The 16,070-nt window shown below is 64.8% G+C and carries 18 protein-coding genes; 14 read left to right on the top strand and 4 right to left on the bottom strand.

The genetic code is table 11. The features are described from left to right. Nucleotides 1-64: 64 nt before the first annotated feature. Genes fabZ through lpxI form a run of 3 tightly spaced genes read left to right on the top strand, consistent with a single transcriptional unit; the run spans nt 65 to nt 2,176 of the window. Nucleotides 65-553 carry a 3-hydroxyacyl-ACP dehydratase FabZ gene (fabZ, locus tag LAN37_13715; protein MBZ5648266.1) on the top strand — a complete coding sequence of 163 codons (489 nt, stop codon included), beginning with the start codon at nt 65-67 and terminating at the stop codon, nt 551-553. Beyond that, a complete protein-coding gene (lpxA, locus tag LAN37_13710; protein ID MBZ5648265.1) occupies nt 550-1,323 on the top strand; it encodes an acyl-ACP--UDP-N-acetylglucosamine O-acyltransferase in 774 nt (257 codons plus the stop codon). Before fabZ ends, lpxA begins: the two co-directional genes overlap by 4 nt. A gap of 16 nt (nt 1,324-1,339) precedes the next feature. Then, entirely contained in the window at nt 1,340-2,176 is an 837-nt protein-coding gene (gene lpxI, locus LAN37_13705; GenBank protein MBZ5648264.1) for a UDP-2,3-diacylglucosamine diphosphatase LpxI, read from the top strand. 88 nt (nt 2,177-2,264) lie between these two features. Here lpxI and LAN37_13700 read toward each other — a convergent pair whose 3' ends face one another. Then, the gene (locus tag LAN37_13700) at nt 2,265-2,900 is read right to left on the bottom strand and encodes a superoxide dismutase (protein MBZ5648263.1); all 636 of its coding nucleotides are present in this window, start codon (nt 2,898-2,900) and stop codon (nt 2,265-2,267) included. Between the two features lie 152 nt (nt 2,901-3,052). Here LAN37_13700 and LAN37_13695 point away from each other — a divergent pair, with 152 nt between their 5' ends. Both LAN37_13695 and LAN37_13690 read left to right on the top strand, forming a co-directional pair. Continuing rightward, nucleotides 3,053-4,081, top strand: coding sequence for a Gfo/Idh/MocA family oxidoreductase (locus LAN37_13695; GenBank protein MBZ5648262.1), 1,029 nt, complete (start codon nt 3,053-3,055; stop codon nt 4,079-4,081). A 109-nt stretch (nt 4,082-4,190) separates the two neighbouring features. Continuing rightward, nucleotides 4,191-5,213, top strand: coding sequence for a TonB C-terminal domain-containing protein (locus LAN37_13690; protein MBZ5648261.1), 1,023 nt, complete (start codon nt 4,191-4,193; stop codon nt 5,211-5,213). Here the strand turns inward: LAN37_13690 and LAN37_13685 are convergent. Beyond that, on the bottom strand, nt 5,210-6,052 hold the full coding sequence (locus LAN37_13685) for a winged helix-turn-helix domain-containing protein (GenBank protein MBZ5648260.1): 843 nt from the start codon (nt 6,050-6,052) through the stop codon (nt 5,210-5,212). The genes LAN37_13690 and LAN37_13685 overlap by 4 nt on opposite strands. Between LAN37_13685 and LAN37_13680 the strand changes: the two genes are divergently transcribed. The 8 genes from LAN37_13680 to LAN37_13645 all read left to right on the top strand — a co-directional run bounded on the left by LAN37_13680 (nt 6,051) and on the right by LAN37_13645 (nt 13,203). Then, nucleotides 6,051-6,203, top strand: coding sequence for a hypothetical protein (locus LAN37_13680; protein ID MBZ5648259.1), 153 nt, complete (start codon nt 6,051-6,053; stop codon nt 6,201-6,203). The genes LAN37_13685 and LAN37_13680 overlap by 2 nt on opposite strands. Then, nucleotides 6,203-7,132, top strand: coding sequence for a tRNA (adenosine(37)-N6)-dimethylallyltransferase MiaA (miaA, locus tag LAN37_13675; GenBank protein ID MBZ5648258.1), 930 nt, complete (start codon nt 6,203-6,205; stop codon nt 7,130-7,132). The genes LAN37_13680 and miaA overlap by 1 nt, the downstream gene beginning before the upstream one ends. A gap of 43 nt (nt 7,133-7,175) precedes the next feature. Further along, nucleotides 7,176-9,071 (top strand): glycoside hydrolase family 3 C-terminal domain-containing protein, encoded by a 1,896-nt coding sequence (locus LAN37_13670; GenBank protein ID MBZ5648257.1) that lies wholly within the window; start codon nt 7,176-7,178, stop codon nt 9,069-9,071. Further along, nucleotides 9,055-9,639, top strand: coding sequence for a hypothetical protein (locus LAN37_13665; GenBank protein MBZ5648256.1), 585 nt, complete (start codon nt 9,055-9,057; stop codon nt 9,637-9,639). The genes LAN37_13670 and LAN37_13665 overlap by 17 nt, the downstream gene beginning before the upstream one ends. Before the next feature lie 43 nt (nt 9,640-9,682). Next, on the top strand, nt 9,683-10,357 hold the full coding sequence (locus LAN37_13660; GenBank protein ID MBZ5648255.1) for a zinc-ribbon domain-containing protein: 675 nt from the start codon (nt 9,683-9,685) through the stop codon (nt 10,355-10,357). Between the two features lie 108 nt (nt 10,358-10,465). After that, nucleotides 10,466-10,987 carry a bifunctional pyr operon transcriptional regulator/uracil phosphoribosyltransferase PyrR gene (gene pyrR, locus LAN37_13655; GenBank protein ID MBZ5648254.1) on the top strand — a complete coding sequence of 174 codons (522 nt, stop codon included), beginning with the start codon at nt 10,466-10,468 and terminating at the stop codon, nt 10,985-10,987. 3 nt (nt 10,988-10,990) lie between these two features. Then, a complete protein-coding gene (locus tag LAN37_13650; GenBank protein ID MBZ5648253.1) occupies nt 10,991-11,899 on the top strand; it encodes an aspartate carbamoyltransferase catalytic subunit in 909 nt (302 codons plus the stop codon). Beyond that, the gene (locus tag LAN37_13645; GenBank protein ID MBZ5648252.1) at nt 11,899-13,203 is read left to right on the top strand and encodes a dihydroorotase; all 1,305 of its coding nucleotides are present in this window, start codon (nt 11,899-11,901) and stop codon (nt 13,201-13,203) included. Before LAN37_13650 ends, LAN37_13645 begins: the two co-directional genes overlap by 1 nt. Before the next feature lie 15 nt (nt 13,204-13,218). Here LAN37_13645 and LAN37_13640 read toward each other — a convergent pair whose 3' ends face one another. Together LAN37_13640 and LAN37_13635 are read right to left on the bottom strand one after the other, a co-directional pair. Continuing rightward, complete coding sequence (locus LAN37_13640; GenBank protein ID MBZ5648251.1) at nt 13,219-14,322, bottom strand: MBL fold metallo-hydrolase; 1,104 nt, start codon at nt 14,320-14,322, stop codon at nt 13,219-13,221. A gap of 58 nt (nt 14,323-14,380) precedes the next feature. Further along, nucleotides 14,381-15,595: a glycine C-acetyltransferase gene (locus tag LAN37_13635; protein ID MBZ5648250.1), complete on the bottom strand. Its 1,215-nt coding sequence runs from the start codon at nt 15,593-15,595 to the stop codon at nt 14,381-14,383. 253 nt (nt 15,596-15,848) lie between these two features. Here LAN37_13635 and LAN37_13630 point away from each other — a divergent pair, with 253 nt between their 5' ends. Continuing rightward, a complete protein-coding gene (locus tag LAN37_13630) occupies nt 15,849-16,064 on the top strand; it encodes a helix-turn-helix domain-containing protein (GenBank protein MBZ5648249.1) in 216 nt (71 codons plus the stop codon). Nucleotides 16,065-16,070: the final 6 nt, after the last annotated feature.

The raw sequence follows: 16,070 nt of genomic DNA, 5'->3' as shown, positions 1-16,070 counted from the left end.
TTTCCTCTATAATTACGGCTTTCCCCGGCACTTGCCGCGCCCGCAGGCGCGGCCCATAAAACGCATGAGTACTGAAACGACCGCACCGCCACTGGCGGGCAAGACGACGCTGGACGTGAACGAGATCCAGCGCATCCTGCCCCACCGCTATCCGTTCCTGCTCATCGACCGCGTCATCGACCTGAGGCGCAAGCAGCGCATTGTCGCACTGAAGAACGTAACCATCAACGAGCCGTTCTTCGCCGGACATTTTCCCGGCTATCCCATCATGCCGGGCGTACTCATCGTGGAAGCCCTCGCCCAGGCCGGAGGCGCATTGCTGCTGACCGAAGTCGCGGGCCGCGACGGCAAGCTGCTGTTCTTTACCGGCATCGAGCGCGCCAAGTTCCGCAAGCCGGTCGTTCCCGGCGACCAGCTCCGCCTCGAGGTGGACGTCCTGGTCTGGCGCCAGAACGCCGTGCGCATGCAGGGCAAGGCCTTCGTCGGCGACAAGCTCTGCTGCGAGGCGATCGTGACCTGCCAGCTCGTCGACCGGCCCGCCGCCACCCCATGATCCACAGCACGGCGATCGTCGACGTAGGCGCCCGCGTCCCCGACTCCTGCCAGATCGGCCCCTTCTGTGTCATCGATGCGGACGTGGAGCTGGGCGAGCACTGCGAGCTAGTCTCCCACGTGCATATTGGCGGGCCGGCAAAGATCGGCGCGGATAACAGGTTTTTCCCGTTCGCCGCCGTCGGGCTGGCGCCCCAGGACCTGAAGTACGCCGGAGAGCCAACGCGCCTGGAGATCGGCGACCACAACGACATCCGCGAGTACGTCACCATCAACCGGGGCACCGCGGGCGGAGGCGGTCTTACGCGCGTGGGCAGCCATTGCCTGATCATGGCCTACACCCACATCGCCCACGATTGCCACATCGGGGACCACGTGATCATGGCCAACGCCGCTACCCTCGGCGGCCACGTTACGGTCGAGGAATGGGCCGTGGTGGGCGCCCTCTGCCCGGTGCACCAGTACACCCGCATCGGCGCGCATTCCTATATCGGCGGCGGAACCACCGTCACCAAGGACGTCCTGCCGTTCTCCAAGACGGTCGCCTACCGGGATACCCACGCCTATGGCGTCAACGCCCTCGGACTGGAGCGCCGCGGCTTCTCCAGGGAGCGCATCCGCAAGATCCACCACGCCTACAAGCTCCTGCTGGCGTCGAAACTGAACACCTCGCAGGCGCTGGAGAAACTGAAGTCCGAAGCCGACCGCGGCGAAGACGTGGATATGCTGATCCGTTTCATTGAAAGCTCAGAACGCGGTGTGATTAAGTAGTGGACAGTGGCCACTTATGTCCGAAAAACTTGGCTTGATCGCGGGCAACGGCAATTTCCCGCTGCTCCTTCTCGACGCCGCCAGGTCTCGCGGCGCAGAGGTCATCGTAGCCGCCATCAAGGAAGAGACCTGGCCTGAGATCGAGCGTCGTGGCGCCAAGGCCGTCTACTGGCTATCCCTGGGCGAACTTTCCAAGCTGATCGACACATTCAAAAAAGAAGGTGTGACCCAGGCCATCATGGCCGGCCAGGTGAAGCACAAGCAGATCTTCTCGTCCATCCGGCCGGACTGGCGCCTGGCCAAGCTGCTGATGTCTCTTGGCACGCGCAATACCGATTCTCTGATCGGGGGCGTCGCCAAGGTGCTGGCCGACGAAGGCATCACCCTCCTCAGCTCCACCACGTATCTCGAGCCGCTGCTGGCCAGGCCGGGCGTGCTCACCCAGCGCGTGCCCACGGAGCAGGAGCGCAAGAGCATCGAGTACGGACGTGCCGTCGCCCGCCACCTCGCGCAATACGACATCGGCCAGACCGTCGTGATTGCCGAATCCGCCTGTGTCGCCGTCGAAGCGATGGAAGGGACCGACGACACCATCCGCCGCGCCGGCGAATTGATGAAGACTCTCAGCGAGCCCGCCTCGACCCTCACCCGCGAGCTCACTGTGGTAAAAGTCGCCAAGCCGAACCAGGATATGCGCTTCGATGTGCCCGTGGTCGGCCTGCCCACCATCGGGGTCATGCGCGACTCCGGCGCCACCTGCCTCGCCCTTGATGCCGGCCAGTGCCTCCTGCTCGACGGAGACGCGATGCTCCGCGCCGCCAATGACGCCGGCATCTCCATAGTCGCTGAGTGAAAAAAAACCACGGGTTCGCAGGGCTCTTCACGCATCCCTGTCTTCTGATGCGTGTCGTCCGTGCGAATCCGTGGTGTGATGGCAGGCCTTACGCCGCAGCTTGCTTCGCCTGCCGCAGGAACTCCTCGAAGCGCTTGTTCACCGCCTCCCAGTTCACAACGCTCCACCACGCTTTCAGGTAGTCGGGACGCCGGTTCTGGTACTTGAGGTAGTAAGCGTGCTCCCAGACGTCGTTGCCCATAATCGGGAACAGGCCATCCATGAGCGGGCTGTCCTGGTTGGCGGTGGAGATGATCTCGATCTTCCCGCTCTTGTTGCCCACCAGCCATACCCAGCCGCTGCCGAAGCGTTTGGCGCCGGCATCGTTGAATTTTTCCTGGAATTGGCCGAACTCGCCGAAGGTCTCCTTGACTGCGTCCGCGACCCTACCGCTGGCCGGGCCGCCCGCCTGGGGCGCCATGATGGTCCAGAACATCGAATGGTTGGAGTGACCACCGGCGTTATTTCGCACGGCGGTGCGGATATCCTCGGGGACGCTGTTGAGGTTGCGCAGCAGTTCTTCGACCGTCTCCTTCTGCAGCTCGGGATGTTTTTCGAGGGCGGCGTTCAGATTGTTTACGTACGCCGCGTGGTGCTTGTCGTGATGGATCTCCATCGTCTTGGCATCGATATGGGGCTCGAGAGCCGAAAATGCATAGGGTAGTTCAGGCAATGTGTGCGCCATGGATTCCTCCTTGTGGTGCGGCTGGTAATTATATCGTGAGGCGACTTACATAGCATGCGCGATGCGCGTTGCTGCTCTTCGTATGGGGCTACGTCTCTTAGATGCGCCCGCCCGGACCCCGGATTGTACAAATCGGCTGGTAGAATCCTCCTTTGCCGGAATCGGGAACAATCCGCGTGGGCGTGGTCGGGGTGGGCGCCTTCGGACGCAACCATGCCCGGGTCTACCGCGAGCTGGCGCAGCAGGGCGGCGTGCAGCTCGCCGCAGTCGTGGACGCCGATCCCGCCGCCGCCGCGGCCGCCGGCAAGCAGTTCGACGCGCCCGTCGTCTCTTCGCTCGCCGCGCTGAAGGGCAGCGTGGATGCCGTCTCCATCGCCGTTCCCACGGTCGAGCATCTCGCCGTCGCCCGCGAGCTGATGGAAGCCGGCATCGACGTGCTCATCGAGAAGCCTCTCGCCTCCTCGCTGGCGGAGGCCGACGAGCTCATCCGCCTGGCGCAGCGCACCGGCCGCATCGTCCAGGTCGGCCATCTCGAGCGCTTCAACCCGGCCGTCCGCGCCACCGTACCGCTTCTCACGCGGCCGCTGTTCTTCGAGGTGCACCGTCTCAGCGTCTTCACCCCGCGCTCACTCGACGTGGACGTGGTGCTCGACCTCATGATCCACGACCTCGACGTGGTGCTCTCCTTCGTGGATTCGCCGGTCAAGGAGATCCGCGCCGTCGGCCTGCCCATCCTCTCCGACAAGGTGGACATCGCCAACGTGCGCATGGAATTCGACTCCGGCTGCGTGGCCAACTTCACCGCCAGCCGCGTCTCCACCGAGCGCGTGCGCAAGCTGCGCTTCTTCCAGCCGCACCAGTACATTTCCATCGATTACACGCGACAGGATCTGATGGTGTTCAGCGTGGATCCGGCCAAGGCTGCGGAGGTCCCCGGAGAACTGCTCCCCTCGGCCAATCCCGGCATCGGCATGCAGAAGCCGCCGGTGACCTCCGAGGAGCCGCTGAGGGCGGAGCTGCGCTCCTTCCTTGACGCGGTGCGGACGCGCTCCCGCCCCCTGGTCGCGCTCGAAGATGGCCGCCGCGCCTTGGCCGTGGCTCTCGACGTGCTTGCCGCCATCCGCGAGCACAGCCGCCGCCTGCGTCTTGACGTCCTCTCCCCGCAGGTGCCGCGAAAATGACGCAACTTCCGGCGCGATTCTGCGTTTAGTGAGAAAATAGTAACCAGAATTCCGCTTACCGCATCTGCCCGGGCAGAAGTGTTTCCCGGCGCGGGCGGAACGAGTACGGATGGCAACCAGCGAAGTACCGCGCGCAGAACAGAGCGCGCCCGAGCTCCACGTGGTGCCGGTGTTCGTGGTCGAGTTCGACGACGAACGCTCGCGCTCCCGCCTGCGCGAAGCGGCCTTCCTCTCCGTCATCTTCCATTTGGTGGTTTTCATCGTCCTGCTGCTCTCCCCCAAGTGGTTGCCGAAGCTGCATCCCATCCTGCTGGCCACGGCTGCAGACATGATGCGCGACCGCCAGCTCACCTTCCTCGACCTGCCCCACGACACCCAGAAGCCCGCCAAGCCGCCCCAGACCAACGTCATCTCCGACAAGGACCGCGTCGCCATGTCGCGGCGGCCCACCATCGACCGCAAAACGCTCGACGAGCTCAGGGATAGCCGCCGGCCTGGAGCTCCAGGATCAGACGCTCCCGCCGCCCCACCGATGCAGGGACAACCTCCGCAACAGCAGCCACAGCAGAGCTCTCCGGCGAACCAACTTGCCCATCTGGAGGCGCCGCCGATCGGACGTCCCCGGCCGACCACCCCGAATTTCTCCACTGGTTCAGGCTCGGCTGGTTCGGCCATCGATCAGGCGGCTCGTGCTGCGGCGGCCGCCCGCTCCTCAGGCGGTGGCGCCGCGGGCGATGCCGGCGACTACGGCCTTGGCTTAGGCAAGAGCGGCGCGAGCCTCGGCGGGGGTGTTGACATCCTCAGTGACACGATGGGGGTCGACTTCGCACCCTATCTGAAGCGTATCCAACACATCATTCAAACAAACTGGAACAATCTGATCCCGGAAGGCGCCTATCCGCCCTTGCGGAAACATGGCAAGGTCGCCATCGATTTCGCGATCCTGAAGGACGGCAGCGTCGCCGGCATGAAGCTTTACGGGCCTTCGGGAGATGTTTCCCTCGACCGTGCCGCCTGGGGCGGCATCACCGGGTCCAATCCGTTCCCGCCTCTTCCATCGGAATTCCCCGGCCAGTACCTGGCCATCCGCTGCCGCTTCTACTACAACCCGGAGCGCGGCGAACTGCGCTAAACCTGGCTGACGACTGCCGGCTGGCGACGGGCGACTGGATATCCCATCCTCATCAGCGTCCGTTGCGAAAACGGGAGGTAGAGCAAGGCGGCGCAGGCGGCCAGCGCCAGCCCCAGCCCGATCTTGTGCCCGATGAGCAAGGGCGAAAGCGCCCAGATCTCGTCCACGACGAAGACCACCGGAAACAACCGGCGGAACTTCTCTCCCAGCAGCCGGTAGTCGAATGCCACCGCGGTCCACAGGTAGAGCCGCATGGGGATGGCGATTACCGCCGAGATCACCGCCACCACCACCACGACCGTTCCGTTTCCCATCTCCAGTGCCGCGATCTCATAAACGCGCTCGAGCCGGGCCAGCGCCACAATGTAGAACACCAGGTACATGACCTGGATCAGCAGGAACAGTGTGCGCACCATCCCGCGATGCGGCCGCGGCAGCTCGTCCGCCGGGAGCTCGGCACTCGCAGGAGTTTCGGCGACCGGCGCACTCGCCGCTGCTTCCCCGATCCCGCTCTGCACGGGCGCAATGAAGCGGTATCCACGACGCGCCAGGGTCTCGATGAACCGCGCGTTGCTGGCTGTGTCTCCCAGCGCGTCGCGCAGCTTGTTGATGGCGGTGTTCAGGCTGTGATCGAAATCCACGAAAGTGTCCGCCGGCCAGAGGCGCTGCCGCAGGTCTTCCCGCGTCACCACCTCGCCCGGACGCTCCAGCAGGGCCACCAGCACCTGAAACGGCTGTTCCTGCAAGCGGACCTTAACCCCGCTCTTGCGCAGCTCTCCGCTGGCGACATCCACTTCGTACAAGCCGAAGCGGATCGGTTTTCGGCTCGGTTCCGCCATGGATCGCGAGTTTATCACCGGCCTTGCCGATACAATGATGGCCGTGCGCGCGCCACGCCAACAGATCCTCGGGGCGCTTCTCATCGCGCTCCTCATTCTCGTCCTGGTCGTAGTCCGCTACGGCCGGTTCCTGCATTGGAGCCCCCGCTGATGTCCCGGGATCCCCTGCTGGTGGCTGTCGTGGGCCCGACCGCCAGCGGCAAGACCGCCCTCTCCCTTGCCCTCGCCGGGCGATTCGGCGGCGAGATCGTCAATTGCGATTCCGTCGCCCTTTACCGCGAATTCGAGATCGGCACCGCGAAACCCTCGCGTGAAGCGCGCGCGCGTGCGCCGCATCACTTGCTCGATATCCTCGGCCCCACCGACGTTTTCACCGCCGGCGACTACTCCCGCGCCGCCCGCGAGGTCCTGAGCGACATCCGGAAACGCGGCTGTTTGCCCATCGTCGTTGGCGGAACCGGCCTCTATCTCCGGGCGCTGCTCGAAGGTCTCTTCTCCGGCCCGCCGCGCTCCGAAGATCTCCGCGAGCGCTTGCGCACCAGTGCCTCCGAGCGCGGTTCCAGCCACCTGCACAATATCCTGCGCCGCCTCGATCCGGCCGCCGCGGAGAACATCCACGGGAACGACGACCCCAAGCTCATCCGCGCCATCGAGGTCTGCCTGCTCGCCCGCACCCGCATGTCGGAACTCTGGAAGCGCGGCCGCGACCCGCTCACCGGCTTTCGCGTCCTGCGACTCGGCCTTGATCCCGACCGCAACGCGCTCTACACCCGCATCAACCAGCGCGCGGCAACCATGTTCGAGGAAGGATTGCTCGAGGAGACCCGGGCGATACTCGACAAGTACGGTGACACCGCCCGCCCGCTGCAATCGCTGGGCTACAAGCAGGCCGTCCAGCACCTGCGCGGTGAGATCGACCGCAAACTCGCAGTCTGGGCCGCACAGCAGGCGCACCGCAACTACGCCAAGCGCCAGATGACCTGGTTTCGCCGTGAGCCCGGCGTCCGCTGGCTCAAGAACTTTGGCGACGATCCCGCGGCGCAATCACAGGCCATTGCTTTAGTCCAGTCGGAGCTCTGACCTCGCCTTTCCAACTCGCGACTCCTTCTGCTATGTTCGCCGCATGCTTTTCCGGCTCACGGCGGTCCTGCTGCTCCTGGTTTCTTTCTGTGCCGCCGAAGACAAGTCCCAGAAGCCCGGCCCGGTGCAGCTCACCCAGGACGGCAACAGATGGGCCGAGAAGACCCTGAAAAAGCTCTCCCTCGAAGAGAAGGTCGGCCAGTTGTTCATGATCCGGGTGCTCACCCAGTTCTTCAACGTGACCAATCCGGACTACATCCGCTTCCGCGACCAGATCCGCCGCTACCACCTGGGCGGCGTGTTGCTGACCATCCCCTCCGACGGCCCGGTCGTTTACAAGAGCCAGCCGTACGAAGCGGCGATGTTCACCAACCAACTCCAGGCCGACTCCGAGCTGCCGCTGATCGTCGCCGCCGATTTCGAGCGCGGCCTTTCCATGCGCTTCTACGGCACCACCGTCTTTCCGCACGCTATGGCCTTTGCCGCCACCGGCAAGCCGGCGTACGTGCGCGGTCTGGCCCGCATCATCGCCCAGGAGGCGCGCGCCATCGGGGTGCATTGGAACTTGTTCCCCGTCGCCGACGTGAACTCCGTGCCCGCGAATCCCATCATCAATACCCGCGCCTTTGGCGAGGACCCAGGACAGGTCAGTGATTTCGTCGCCGCTTACATCGACGCCTCGCGCGAGTTCGGAATCCTGAGCACGGCCAAGCATTTTCCCGGGCACGGCGACGTGAACACCGACACTCATCTCGGCGTCTCCCAGGTCGACGCCGACCGCGAGCATCTCGACCGCATCGAACTCCCGCCCTTCCGCACCGCGATCGAGGCGGGCGTGGACTCCGTCATGACCGCCCATGTCACCGTGCCCGCACTCGATCCCGAGCCCAATCGCGTGGCCACCCTGTCCCGGCCGATCGTGACTGGCCTGCTCAAGGAACAGCTTGGCTTCCAGGGACTTGTCGTCACCGATGCCATGGACATGGGCGCCATCACGCGTTCCTTCCCCGGCCCGCGGTCCGGCCACGCCGCGGTCGAGGCCCTGAAGGCCGGCAACGACATGGTGCTGCTCCCCGCCGATCTCGATGCCGGCTACCACGCCGTGCTCGCTGCCGTTCGCAGCGGCGAAATCTCCGAATCGCAGATCGACGCCTCGGTCCTCAAGATCCTGCGCGCAAAAGCCTCGGTCGGCTTGTACCAGGACCGCCTGGTCGACCTCAACGTCCTGGCGACCGCAGTCGCCCGCCACGAGAACGTTGTCTTCGGGCAGCAGGTGGCCGACGAGGCGGTCACTCTGGTCCGCGACAACGGCCAGATCCTCCCCCTCAAGAAAAGCGGAACCCGGCAGGCCGTCTCCGCGTACCAACAAGGGGAGGAGGCGGGGAGCCGTGTACTTGCCGTGGTCATTTCCGACGACACGCGCAATCAGAGTGACAGCCGCTTCGAGCCGGAATTGAAGGCCCGCGCGCCCGACGCCCGCGTGGTTTATGTGGATCCGGGCACTGCGGCCGGCATGACTTCCTCCATCCTCGAATGGGCCCAGCAGGCACGGACGGTGATTGTCGGCGTCGTTTCCTTTCCGACGGCGGGAAAGATGATCAGGGTGCAGGGTAAACTGACCAACTCGGTCTCCATGAGCGACGCCACCGCGGCGCTGCTTCAGCAGTTGCTCGACCGCGCCGCGCAGAAGACCGTCGTGGTCTCCCTCGGCAGCCCCTACGTGGCTTCGCATCTCACCGGGGTCGAGAACTACCTCTGCACCTTCTCCAGTTCGACGGTTTCGGAGGCCGCGGCGGTCAAGGCGCTTTTCGGCGAGATCCCTATCCACGGCCGTCTTCCCGTCACCATCCCCAGTATCGCCGCGCGTGGCGCCGGCCTCGACCGCCCCGCGCTCGTCGGCCTGAATGGAGGGTTGCGTCATCATGAAAACCGTTACTAAGCGTTCGCTCCTCTTCGCCATTCCGGTGCTGTTTGCCTCGTTGTTCCTCCCCGGCTGCAACATTCGGAATACGAACAGCGACGAAAAGACCGGCAAGAAGGTAGACATCCAATCGCCTCTCGGCTCGCTCCACGTTGAGACCGACGAGCACGTGAAAGTGCATGACACGGGGTTGCCCGTCTATCCTGGCGCGCGCCCCGCCCCGCCGGACGCCGAGCATGACAGCCAGAGTGCGAACATCAGCATGGGGTTCGCGGGCTTCGGCCTGAAAGTGGTCGCCGCCAAGTACGAGTCCGATGACGCCCCCGAAAAGCTCATCGAGTTCTACCGCAAGGCGCTAACGAAGTATGGTGCGGTGACCGAGTGCAGGGGGAATATCGACCTCCACGTCGGCAAGGACGGAAAAAAGATCGGTTGCTCGTCATCCAGCAGCGACCAGGACAAGACTGAACTTGGCGCGGGCGACGAGTCTGCCCAGCACATGGTTTCCGTCAGGCCCAAGGGCAAGGGCACACAGTTTGGTCTCATTTACCTTCAGACCCGTGGCAAGAACCAGCAGACGATGTAGCGCGGTTGCGCGCTTCCTGATCCCTGCTGTACCTTGAATCGCGGTGGAACATCCCTGTCATCGTTGCGGCGCGCAGGTCACCGAAGGCGCGCTTTTCTGCTCCCAGTGCGGCGCTCCGCAGATACGCGTCAGCGTCCCGGTATCCCACTCCGCCACCGCCCCCATGCCTCCGGGAACTCCGGACGAGATCCAACCCCCGGCTCAGCCCGTGTCATACGCTGCTTCGCTCCCAGCGGGGATCGATTGGCGGGCGGCTCGCGCCAGCATCGTCGTGGCCGGCACCCTCGCCGGATTCGCCGCCATTGTCGCGCCGCTGGGCGGCATCGGTGCCCTGCTCTGGACATTCATCGCGACCTTCGTGGTCGTACGCATCTACTCGCGCCGGCCGGCGGTGCGCCTGAACTGGGCGCAAGGCGCCCGTCTTGGGGCTGCCACCGGGCTGGCAAGCTTCGTCACCTGGGCGGCGCTGTTTGTCATCGCCATCGTGGGCTTGAGACAAGGCCCGCAGCTCCGTGAGTTCGTACTCAAGTCCATGCAGGAAGCCGCCACCCGCTACCCCACCCCGCAGTCGGCGCAGGTCATCGAGTTCATCAGTTCGCCCGCCGGATTCGCCCTTTTTGTCACCCTCACGGTGGTCCTTTTCCTCGTCTTTTCTGTAGCTTGCGGCCTCCTCGGAGGAGCCGTGGCTGGGGCCGTATTCAGCAAGGAACCCCGCTAGTCCTTGCCGCTGCACGGGCCGCCAAGTATCATGCCGAGTTCCTGAAGCAGGTTTTCCATGAGTTCGCAGCCCATGAGCCGCACGGCGAATCCGCGCGAAAAGCAGTTGATGTCGGCTTCCGAGATCGAGCGCACCCTCGTCCGCCTCGCCCACGAGATCATCGAGAAGAGCAACGGCGTGGAGGACGTGGCGCTCATCGGGATCCGCCGCCGTGGTGTTCCCCTGGCGCAGCGCCTCGCCGCCCTGATCGCCAAAATCGAGAAGAAGGCCGTCTCCATCGGCACCCTCGACATCGCCCTCTACCGCGACGATCTTTCCACCGTGGGGCCCAAGCCGGTGGTGCAGAAGAGCGCCATCGGGTGCCCCATCGTCGACAAGAAGGTGATTCTGGTGGACGACGTCCTTTACACGGGGCGCACGACCCGCGCCGCTCTCGATGCGCTCATGGATCACGGCCGCCCGCGCCGCGTGCAGCTCTGCGTCCTGGTGGATCGCGGTCACCGCGAGCTGCCCATCGAAGCCTCTTTCGTCGGCCGCAGCTTCCAGACCACGCGCGACCAGAGCATCGAAGTCAGGCTCAAAGAGACCGATCAGACGGAACAGGTCATGCTGGTCGAGAGGAACGTCTAGCCGATGGCGAAACGCCCGCAATCCCTATTGGGCATCGAACACCTGCAGCCGGACGAGATCACGTCCCTCCTCCGGCTGGCCAGGCGCATGCAGGCGGGACGTCCACGTCCCCTGCTGCGCAACAAGCGGATCGCGCTGCTCTTTTATGAATCGTCCACCCGCACGCGTACCTCATTTGAATATGCTGCCAAGGCTCTGGGCGCGCAGACGGCCCTTATCAGCTCCGCCTCTTCCAGCATCGAAAAGGGCGAATCGCTGGTGGATACCGGCTACACCCTTCAGGCTCTCGGTGCCAGCCTGATCATCTTGCGGCATTCGTCTGCGGGTGCGCCCAGCACCCTCGCGCGTTTTCTCGACATCCCCGTGGTCAACGCCGGTGACGGCATGCACGAGCACCCTTCCCAGGCTCTCCTCGACGCCTTCACCATCCTGCGCCACAAGAAGACCCTGCGCGGGCTGAAGGTCGCCATCGTGGGCGATATCTACCACTCGCGCGTGGCCCGCTCCAACGTCTTCCTGCTGACCAAGCTTGGAGCGCAGGTCACGCTCTGCGGCCCCCCCGAGTTGCTGCCCGAGATCGCCACCACGCTGGCCAGGGGCGTGCACATCACCCGCCACTTGGACGAGGCCATCCGCGGCGCCGACGTGGTCATGATGCTGCGCATCCAGAAAGAGCGCCTGGTGCACCGCCACATGAACCTCGAGGACTACGCCGCCGCCTACCAGCTCACCAGCGAGCGCCTCAAGATCGCCAAGCGCGACGCCATCGTCATGCATCCCGGCCCCCTCGTCCGCGGCCTGGAGCTGACCGACGAGGTCGCGGACGGGCCGCAGTCGGTCATCCGCGAGCAGGTCGCCAACGGCGTCCCGGTCCGCATGGCCATCCTGGCCACCACCGCGGGGGTGGCATGATGACCGCGGTGCGTAAGAACGGCTCGATCCTTCTGAAGGGCGGGCGCGTCATCGACCCGGCGCAGAACATCGACGCCGAGATGGACGTTCTGTTGCGCGACGCCTTCGTTGCCGAACTTGCCCCCAAGGGCAAGACCCGCGGCTCGGCGGAGGAGACCTTCGACGCGCGCGGACTCATCGTCGCGCCCGGCTTCATCGATCTGCACGTCCACCTGCGCGAGCCCGGCCAGTCGCACAAGGAGACCATCGCCACCGGCACGCGCGCCGCTGCCGCCGGCGGGTTCACCTCCGTCTGCTGCATGCCCAACACCGCGCCGGTGAACGATTCCGCCAGGATCACCTCGTGGATACTCGATCCCGCGCGCGGCGCCGTGGTGAACGTCTTCCCGGTCGCCGCGGCGACGCTGGGCAGCGAGGGCAAACTGCTGAGCGATTACGCCGCGCTCCAGAAGGCCGGCGCTGTTGCCGTCACCGACGATGGGAAACCCATCCTGGACGATACCAACATGCGCGACGCCCTGCGCCTGGCGGGCGCGCTGGGCATGCCCGTCGTGCAGCACGCCGAAGACACGCGCTTCACCTTTCATTGCTCGATGCACGACGGGCCGACCGCGTTCCGCCTCGGGCTGCGCGGCATGAGCGCCGACGCCGAGGCCAACATCGTCGATCGTGACGTCAACTTCGCGAAGAACACGAACGGACACCTGCACGTGGCCCACATCTCGACCGCGGCGGCCTTGAAAGCCATCCGGCGCGGCAAGAAAGGCCGCGCCCGCGTCACCTGCGAGGTCACCCCGCACCATTTCACCCTGGTGGACGAACACGTCGGAGATTACAACACGAACTGCAAGATGAACCCGCCGCTGCGCTCGGCCGCCGACCGCGAGGCCGTGCTGGCCGCGCTTGACGATGGCTCCATCGATGCCATCGCGAGCGATCACGCGCCCCACGCCGCGCACGAGAAGAACGTGGAGTTCGACCGCGCGCCCTTCGGCATCACCGGCTTGGAGACCGCGCTGGCGCTGGCCATCACCAAGCTGCACCGCGAGCGCAGGATGGCGCTGGCGCGCATCGTGCAGCTGCTGGCGACGAATCCGGCGCGCATCTACAACCTTCGCGGGCGCGGATCGCTGGTGAAAGGCTCCTACGCCGACGTCACCATCTTCGATCCCGCCAAGCGCTGGACCTTTGAAGCCTCGAAGTCGCTGTCCAAATCGCGGAACACGCCCTTCGACGGCTGGCAGCTCGTGGGCAAGGTCGTGGCCACCATCGTCAGTGGCCACTTCGTCCACCGCAACGGCTAAGGAAATGCCCGGCGCCTACCTGCCGCTCCACTCCTCGTAGAGTTTGGTGATGGTCGAGCCGACGGTCAAACTCCAGGCGAACACGATCAGGTTCTTGAACTTCTCGGGGACCGTGTAGCGCGCGATGCTCTCGGCGGCGGGCACGCCGGCCTTGTAAGTCTTCTCGGCATATTCGGCGAGGTCGTCGAAGGTCGAGGCAAAAAGCGAGACGCCTTCCTGGCCGCAGATCTGTCCATGGCCGGGGACGAAGAGCGTGTCCTTGCCGAGGGAGGCGAAGTGCGCCAGCGTCTTGCGCCAGGCGGAGATCGAGGCGTCGAAGGTGACGGGGTAGAAGGCGTTGAACAGCAGGTCGCCGGTGAAAACGATGTTCTGCTCGGGGACGCGCACGATGAGGTCGGTCCCGGAATGGCCGGGATAGCTCTCCAGCACGGCGGAGAGGCCGCCAAGATCGACCGTCAGGGGCAGCTTCGCCGGATCAAGCGGATGGTTGGGCAGAGCCAGTACAGTCGAGTTGGCGGTGTCGAAGATCAGGCCCGCGGCGCCCAGGTCGGATTCCGCGTGCTGGCGCTCGGTGTCGGTGCGGGCGTCGCGCACACGCTTCTCGAAGTCGGCCACGAACGCAGCGCGATCGGTCCCCTGCAAAGAGCCGTAGCTTTCCATCATGCGCGACGCGACTTTCGCGTGGCCCCACAGGGAAATCTCGTGAGCGCCGTAAACCGCGTTCCCCATCGAGTGATCGAAGTGGTAGTGGGTGTCGAGTGCGGCGCGCACCGGGACCGGGCTGACCATGCGCAGGGTGTCCATCTGGAACATGGCGCCGGTGGGCGTGCAAAATCCCTCGATCAGGAAGGCGGCGTCGCGTCCGACGAGGAACCCGGCGTTACACATGCTCTGCAGCCCTTTCGAAGTATCGGCGACGTTGGCGTACACGCCGTTGCCGATCCTGCGGACCGAAGCAAAACCTTTGTCAGCCAGCGGCGCCGCCGCAACGCGGGAATCTTGCGCGACAGTTTGCGCAAGCGCGGGCAACGGGATCAGTCGGGCGACAGCGTAAGCCGCCCCGAAACACGACGTGGCGGCAAGAAAGCGGCGGCGGGAAATGCCTGCAGAACGATCCATCTCTTCCCCCAAGATCAGCGATGGAGCGGCATCGTAGCACATGGCACGCCCAGAAAAATCAGGAGAGGATCCCCATCCGCTTCCCGACGCGCTTCAGCACGTCCAGCGCGCGATCGAGTTCGTCGCGGGTGTGGGTAGCGGTCATGATGGTGCGGATGCGGGCCTTGCCCTCGGGCACAGTGGGATAGGTGATGCCGGTGCCGAAGACGCCTTCCTTGAACAGCTCGCGGGAGAAGTCCATCGTCAGCTTGCCGTCGCCGATGATGATGGGGGTGATGGGGGTCTCGCTGGCCGGTGTGGTCTTGCCGCCGATGTCGAAGCCCAGGTTGCCCAGCTCCTTCTTCCAGTAACGCGTGTTCTCCCACAGCTTTTCCATGCGCTCCGGCTCCTGCTCCAGCACGTCGAAGGCGGCGATGCAGGTGGCGGCGACCGACGGCGGGTGCGAAGTGGAGAACAGGAAGGGCCGCGCGCGGTGGAAGAGGAAGTCGATCAGGTCGCGGGTGCCGCACACGTATCCGCCCAGCGCGCCGATCGCTTTGGAGAGCGTGCCTACCTGGATGTCCACGCGCCCGTGGACGTTGAAGTGGTCCACGGTGCCGCGGCCGTTGCGCCCCAGGACGCCCGAGGCGTGCGCGTCGTCCACCATCATGATGGCGCCGTACTTTTCCGCCAGGGCGCACAGCGCGGGCAGCGGCCCGATGTCGCCGTCCATGGAGAAGACGCCGTCGGTGATCAGCAGCTTGCGCCCGGGCTCGCCCTCGATTTCCTTGAGCAGCTCCTCGGCTTCGGCCATGTCCTTGTGGCGAAAAACCTTGATGTTGGCCCGCGAGAGGCGCGCGCCGTCGATGATGCTGGCGTGATTGAGCTGGTCGGAGATGATGAAGTCTCCCTTGCCCAGCACCGCCGAGACCGTCCCCGCATTGGCCGCGAAGCCCGACTGGAAGACCACGCACGCCTCCACGTTCTTGAAGCGCGCGATCTTCTCTTCCAGCTCCATGTGGATCTTCATGGTGCCGGCGATGGTGCGCACCGCGCCCGAGCCCACGCCGTACTTCCTGGTCGCCGCCAGCGCCGCCTCGCGCAGCTTGGGGTGCGTGGTCAGCCCCAGGTAATTGTTCGACGCCAGGTTGATGACCTTCTTGCCGTCGAAGGTGCACACCGGGGCCTGCTCGTCGTCGAGCACCCGCAGCTTGAAGTGCGTGCCCTTCTGCTTGAGCTCGTTCAGCGTCTCGGTGAGGTAGGAAAGCGGATTGGTGCGCGCAGTCGTGGTCATCAACGGACCTTCCTCGGGAAGCCGGGGCAGTCGGGTGGGGGGCACATCAGCGGCAAGAATCCCCCACAGCCGTACCGGCTATGATGCGAGTTTGCAGTCGCTTCCGTCAATTGCCCTGGGGAAGCTTGAGCCCTCGGCGGAGACGTCGCTTCGGTTGAAGTAGTTCGGTCGTCCCTGCGGGTTCGGATTTTATTGGCAACCAAGCTAATCTGCTCGTGGTGTTTTTGCTTGTGGGCCTCTAGAAACGTTCCCAGTGAAAAGCGAACAACGTTTTTTCACAGCACTCGGCAGACGCATTCGAGCTCTCAGGCAGCAGCGCGGCTATAGCCAAGAGGACATGATTTCGTTTGGGTTCTCCGCACGGCATTGGCAGCAGATTGAGAGAGGCCGTCCGATCACTCTTAGAACGCTGTTGCGAATTTCTAAGGCGTTTGATGTGCCGATCGATCGTTTGCTTAAGGGGCTTTAGGCAGTG

This window comes from Terriglobia bacterium, assembly GCA_020073495.1.
In the GTDB taxonomy this organism is placed as follows: domain Bacteria; phylum Acidobacteriota; class Terriglobia; order Terriglobales; family Acidobacteriaceae; genus JAIQFD01.
Note: the sequence above shows the minus strand (reverse complement) of the source record. Positions and strands in the feature narration are given on the sequence as shown.

Bases quoted from the DNA above. Each gene is read 5' to 3' on its own strand.
- lpxI (MBZ5648264.1), top strand. From the start codon at position 1,340: ATGTCCGAAAAACTTGGCTTGATCGCGGGCAACGGCAATTTCCCGCTG.
- LAN37_13650 (MBZ5648253.1), top strand. From the start codon at position 10,991: ATGGCGAAACGCCCGCAATCCCTATTGGGCATCGAACACCTGCAGCCG.
- LAN37_13680 (MBZ5648259.1), top strand. From the start codon at position 6,051: ATGGATCGCGAGTTTATCACCGGCCTTGCCGATACAATGATGGCCGTG.
- LAN37_13700 (MBZ5648263.1), bottom strand. From the start codon at position 2,900: ATGGCGCACACATTGCCTGAACTACCCTATGCATTTTCGGCTCTCGAG.
- pyrR (MBZ5648254.1), top strand. From the start codon at position 10,466: ATGTCGGCTTCCGAGATCGAGCGCACCCTCGTCCGCCTCGCCCACGAG.
- LAN37_13685 (MBZ5648260.1), bottom strand. From the start codon at position 6,052: ATGGCGGAACCGAGCCGAAAACCGATCCGCTTCGGCTTGTACGAAGTG.
- LAN37_13645 (MBZ5648252.1), top strand. From the start codon at position 11,899: ATGACCGCGGTGCGTAAGAACGGCTCGATCCTTCTGAAGGGCGGGCGC.
- lpxA (MBZ5648265.1), top strand. From the start codon at position 550: ATGATCCACAGCACGGCGATCGTCGACGTAGGCGCCCGCGTCCCCGAC.
- fabZ (MBZ5648266.1), top strand. From the start codon at position 65: ATGAGTACTGAAACGACCGCACCGCCACTGGCGGGCAAGACGACGCTG.
- miaA (MBZ5648258.1), top strand. From the start codon at position 6,203: ATGTCCCGGGATCCCCTGCTGGTGGCTGTCGTGGGCCCGACCGCCAGC.
- LAN37_13665 (MBZ5648256.1), top strand. From the start codon at position 9,055: ATGAAAACCGTTACTAAGCGTTCGCTCCTCTTCGCCATTCCGGTGCTG.
- LAN37_13640 (MBZ5648251.1), bottom strand. From the start codon at position 14,322: ATGGATCGTTCTGCAGGCATTTCCCGCCGCCGCTTTCTTGCCGCCACG.
- LAN37_13635 (MBZ5648250.1), bottom strand. From the start codon at position 15,595: ATGACCACGACTGCGCGCACCAATCCGCTTTCCTACCTCACCGAGACG.
- LAN37_13670 (MBZ5648257.1), top strand. From the start codon at position 7,176: ATGCTTTTCCGGCTCACGGCGGTCCTGCTGCTCCTGGTTTCTTTCTGT.
- LAN37_13690 (MBZ5648261.1), top strand. From the start codon at position 4,191: ATGGCAACCAGCGAAGTACCGCGCGCAGAACAGAGCGCGCCCGAGCTC.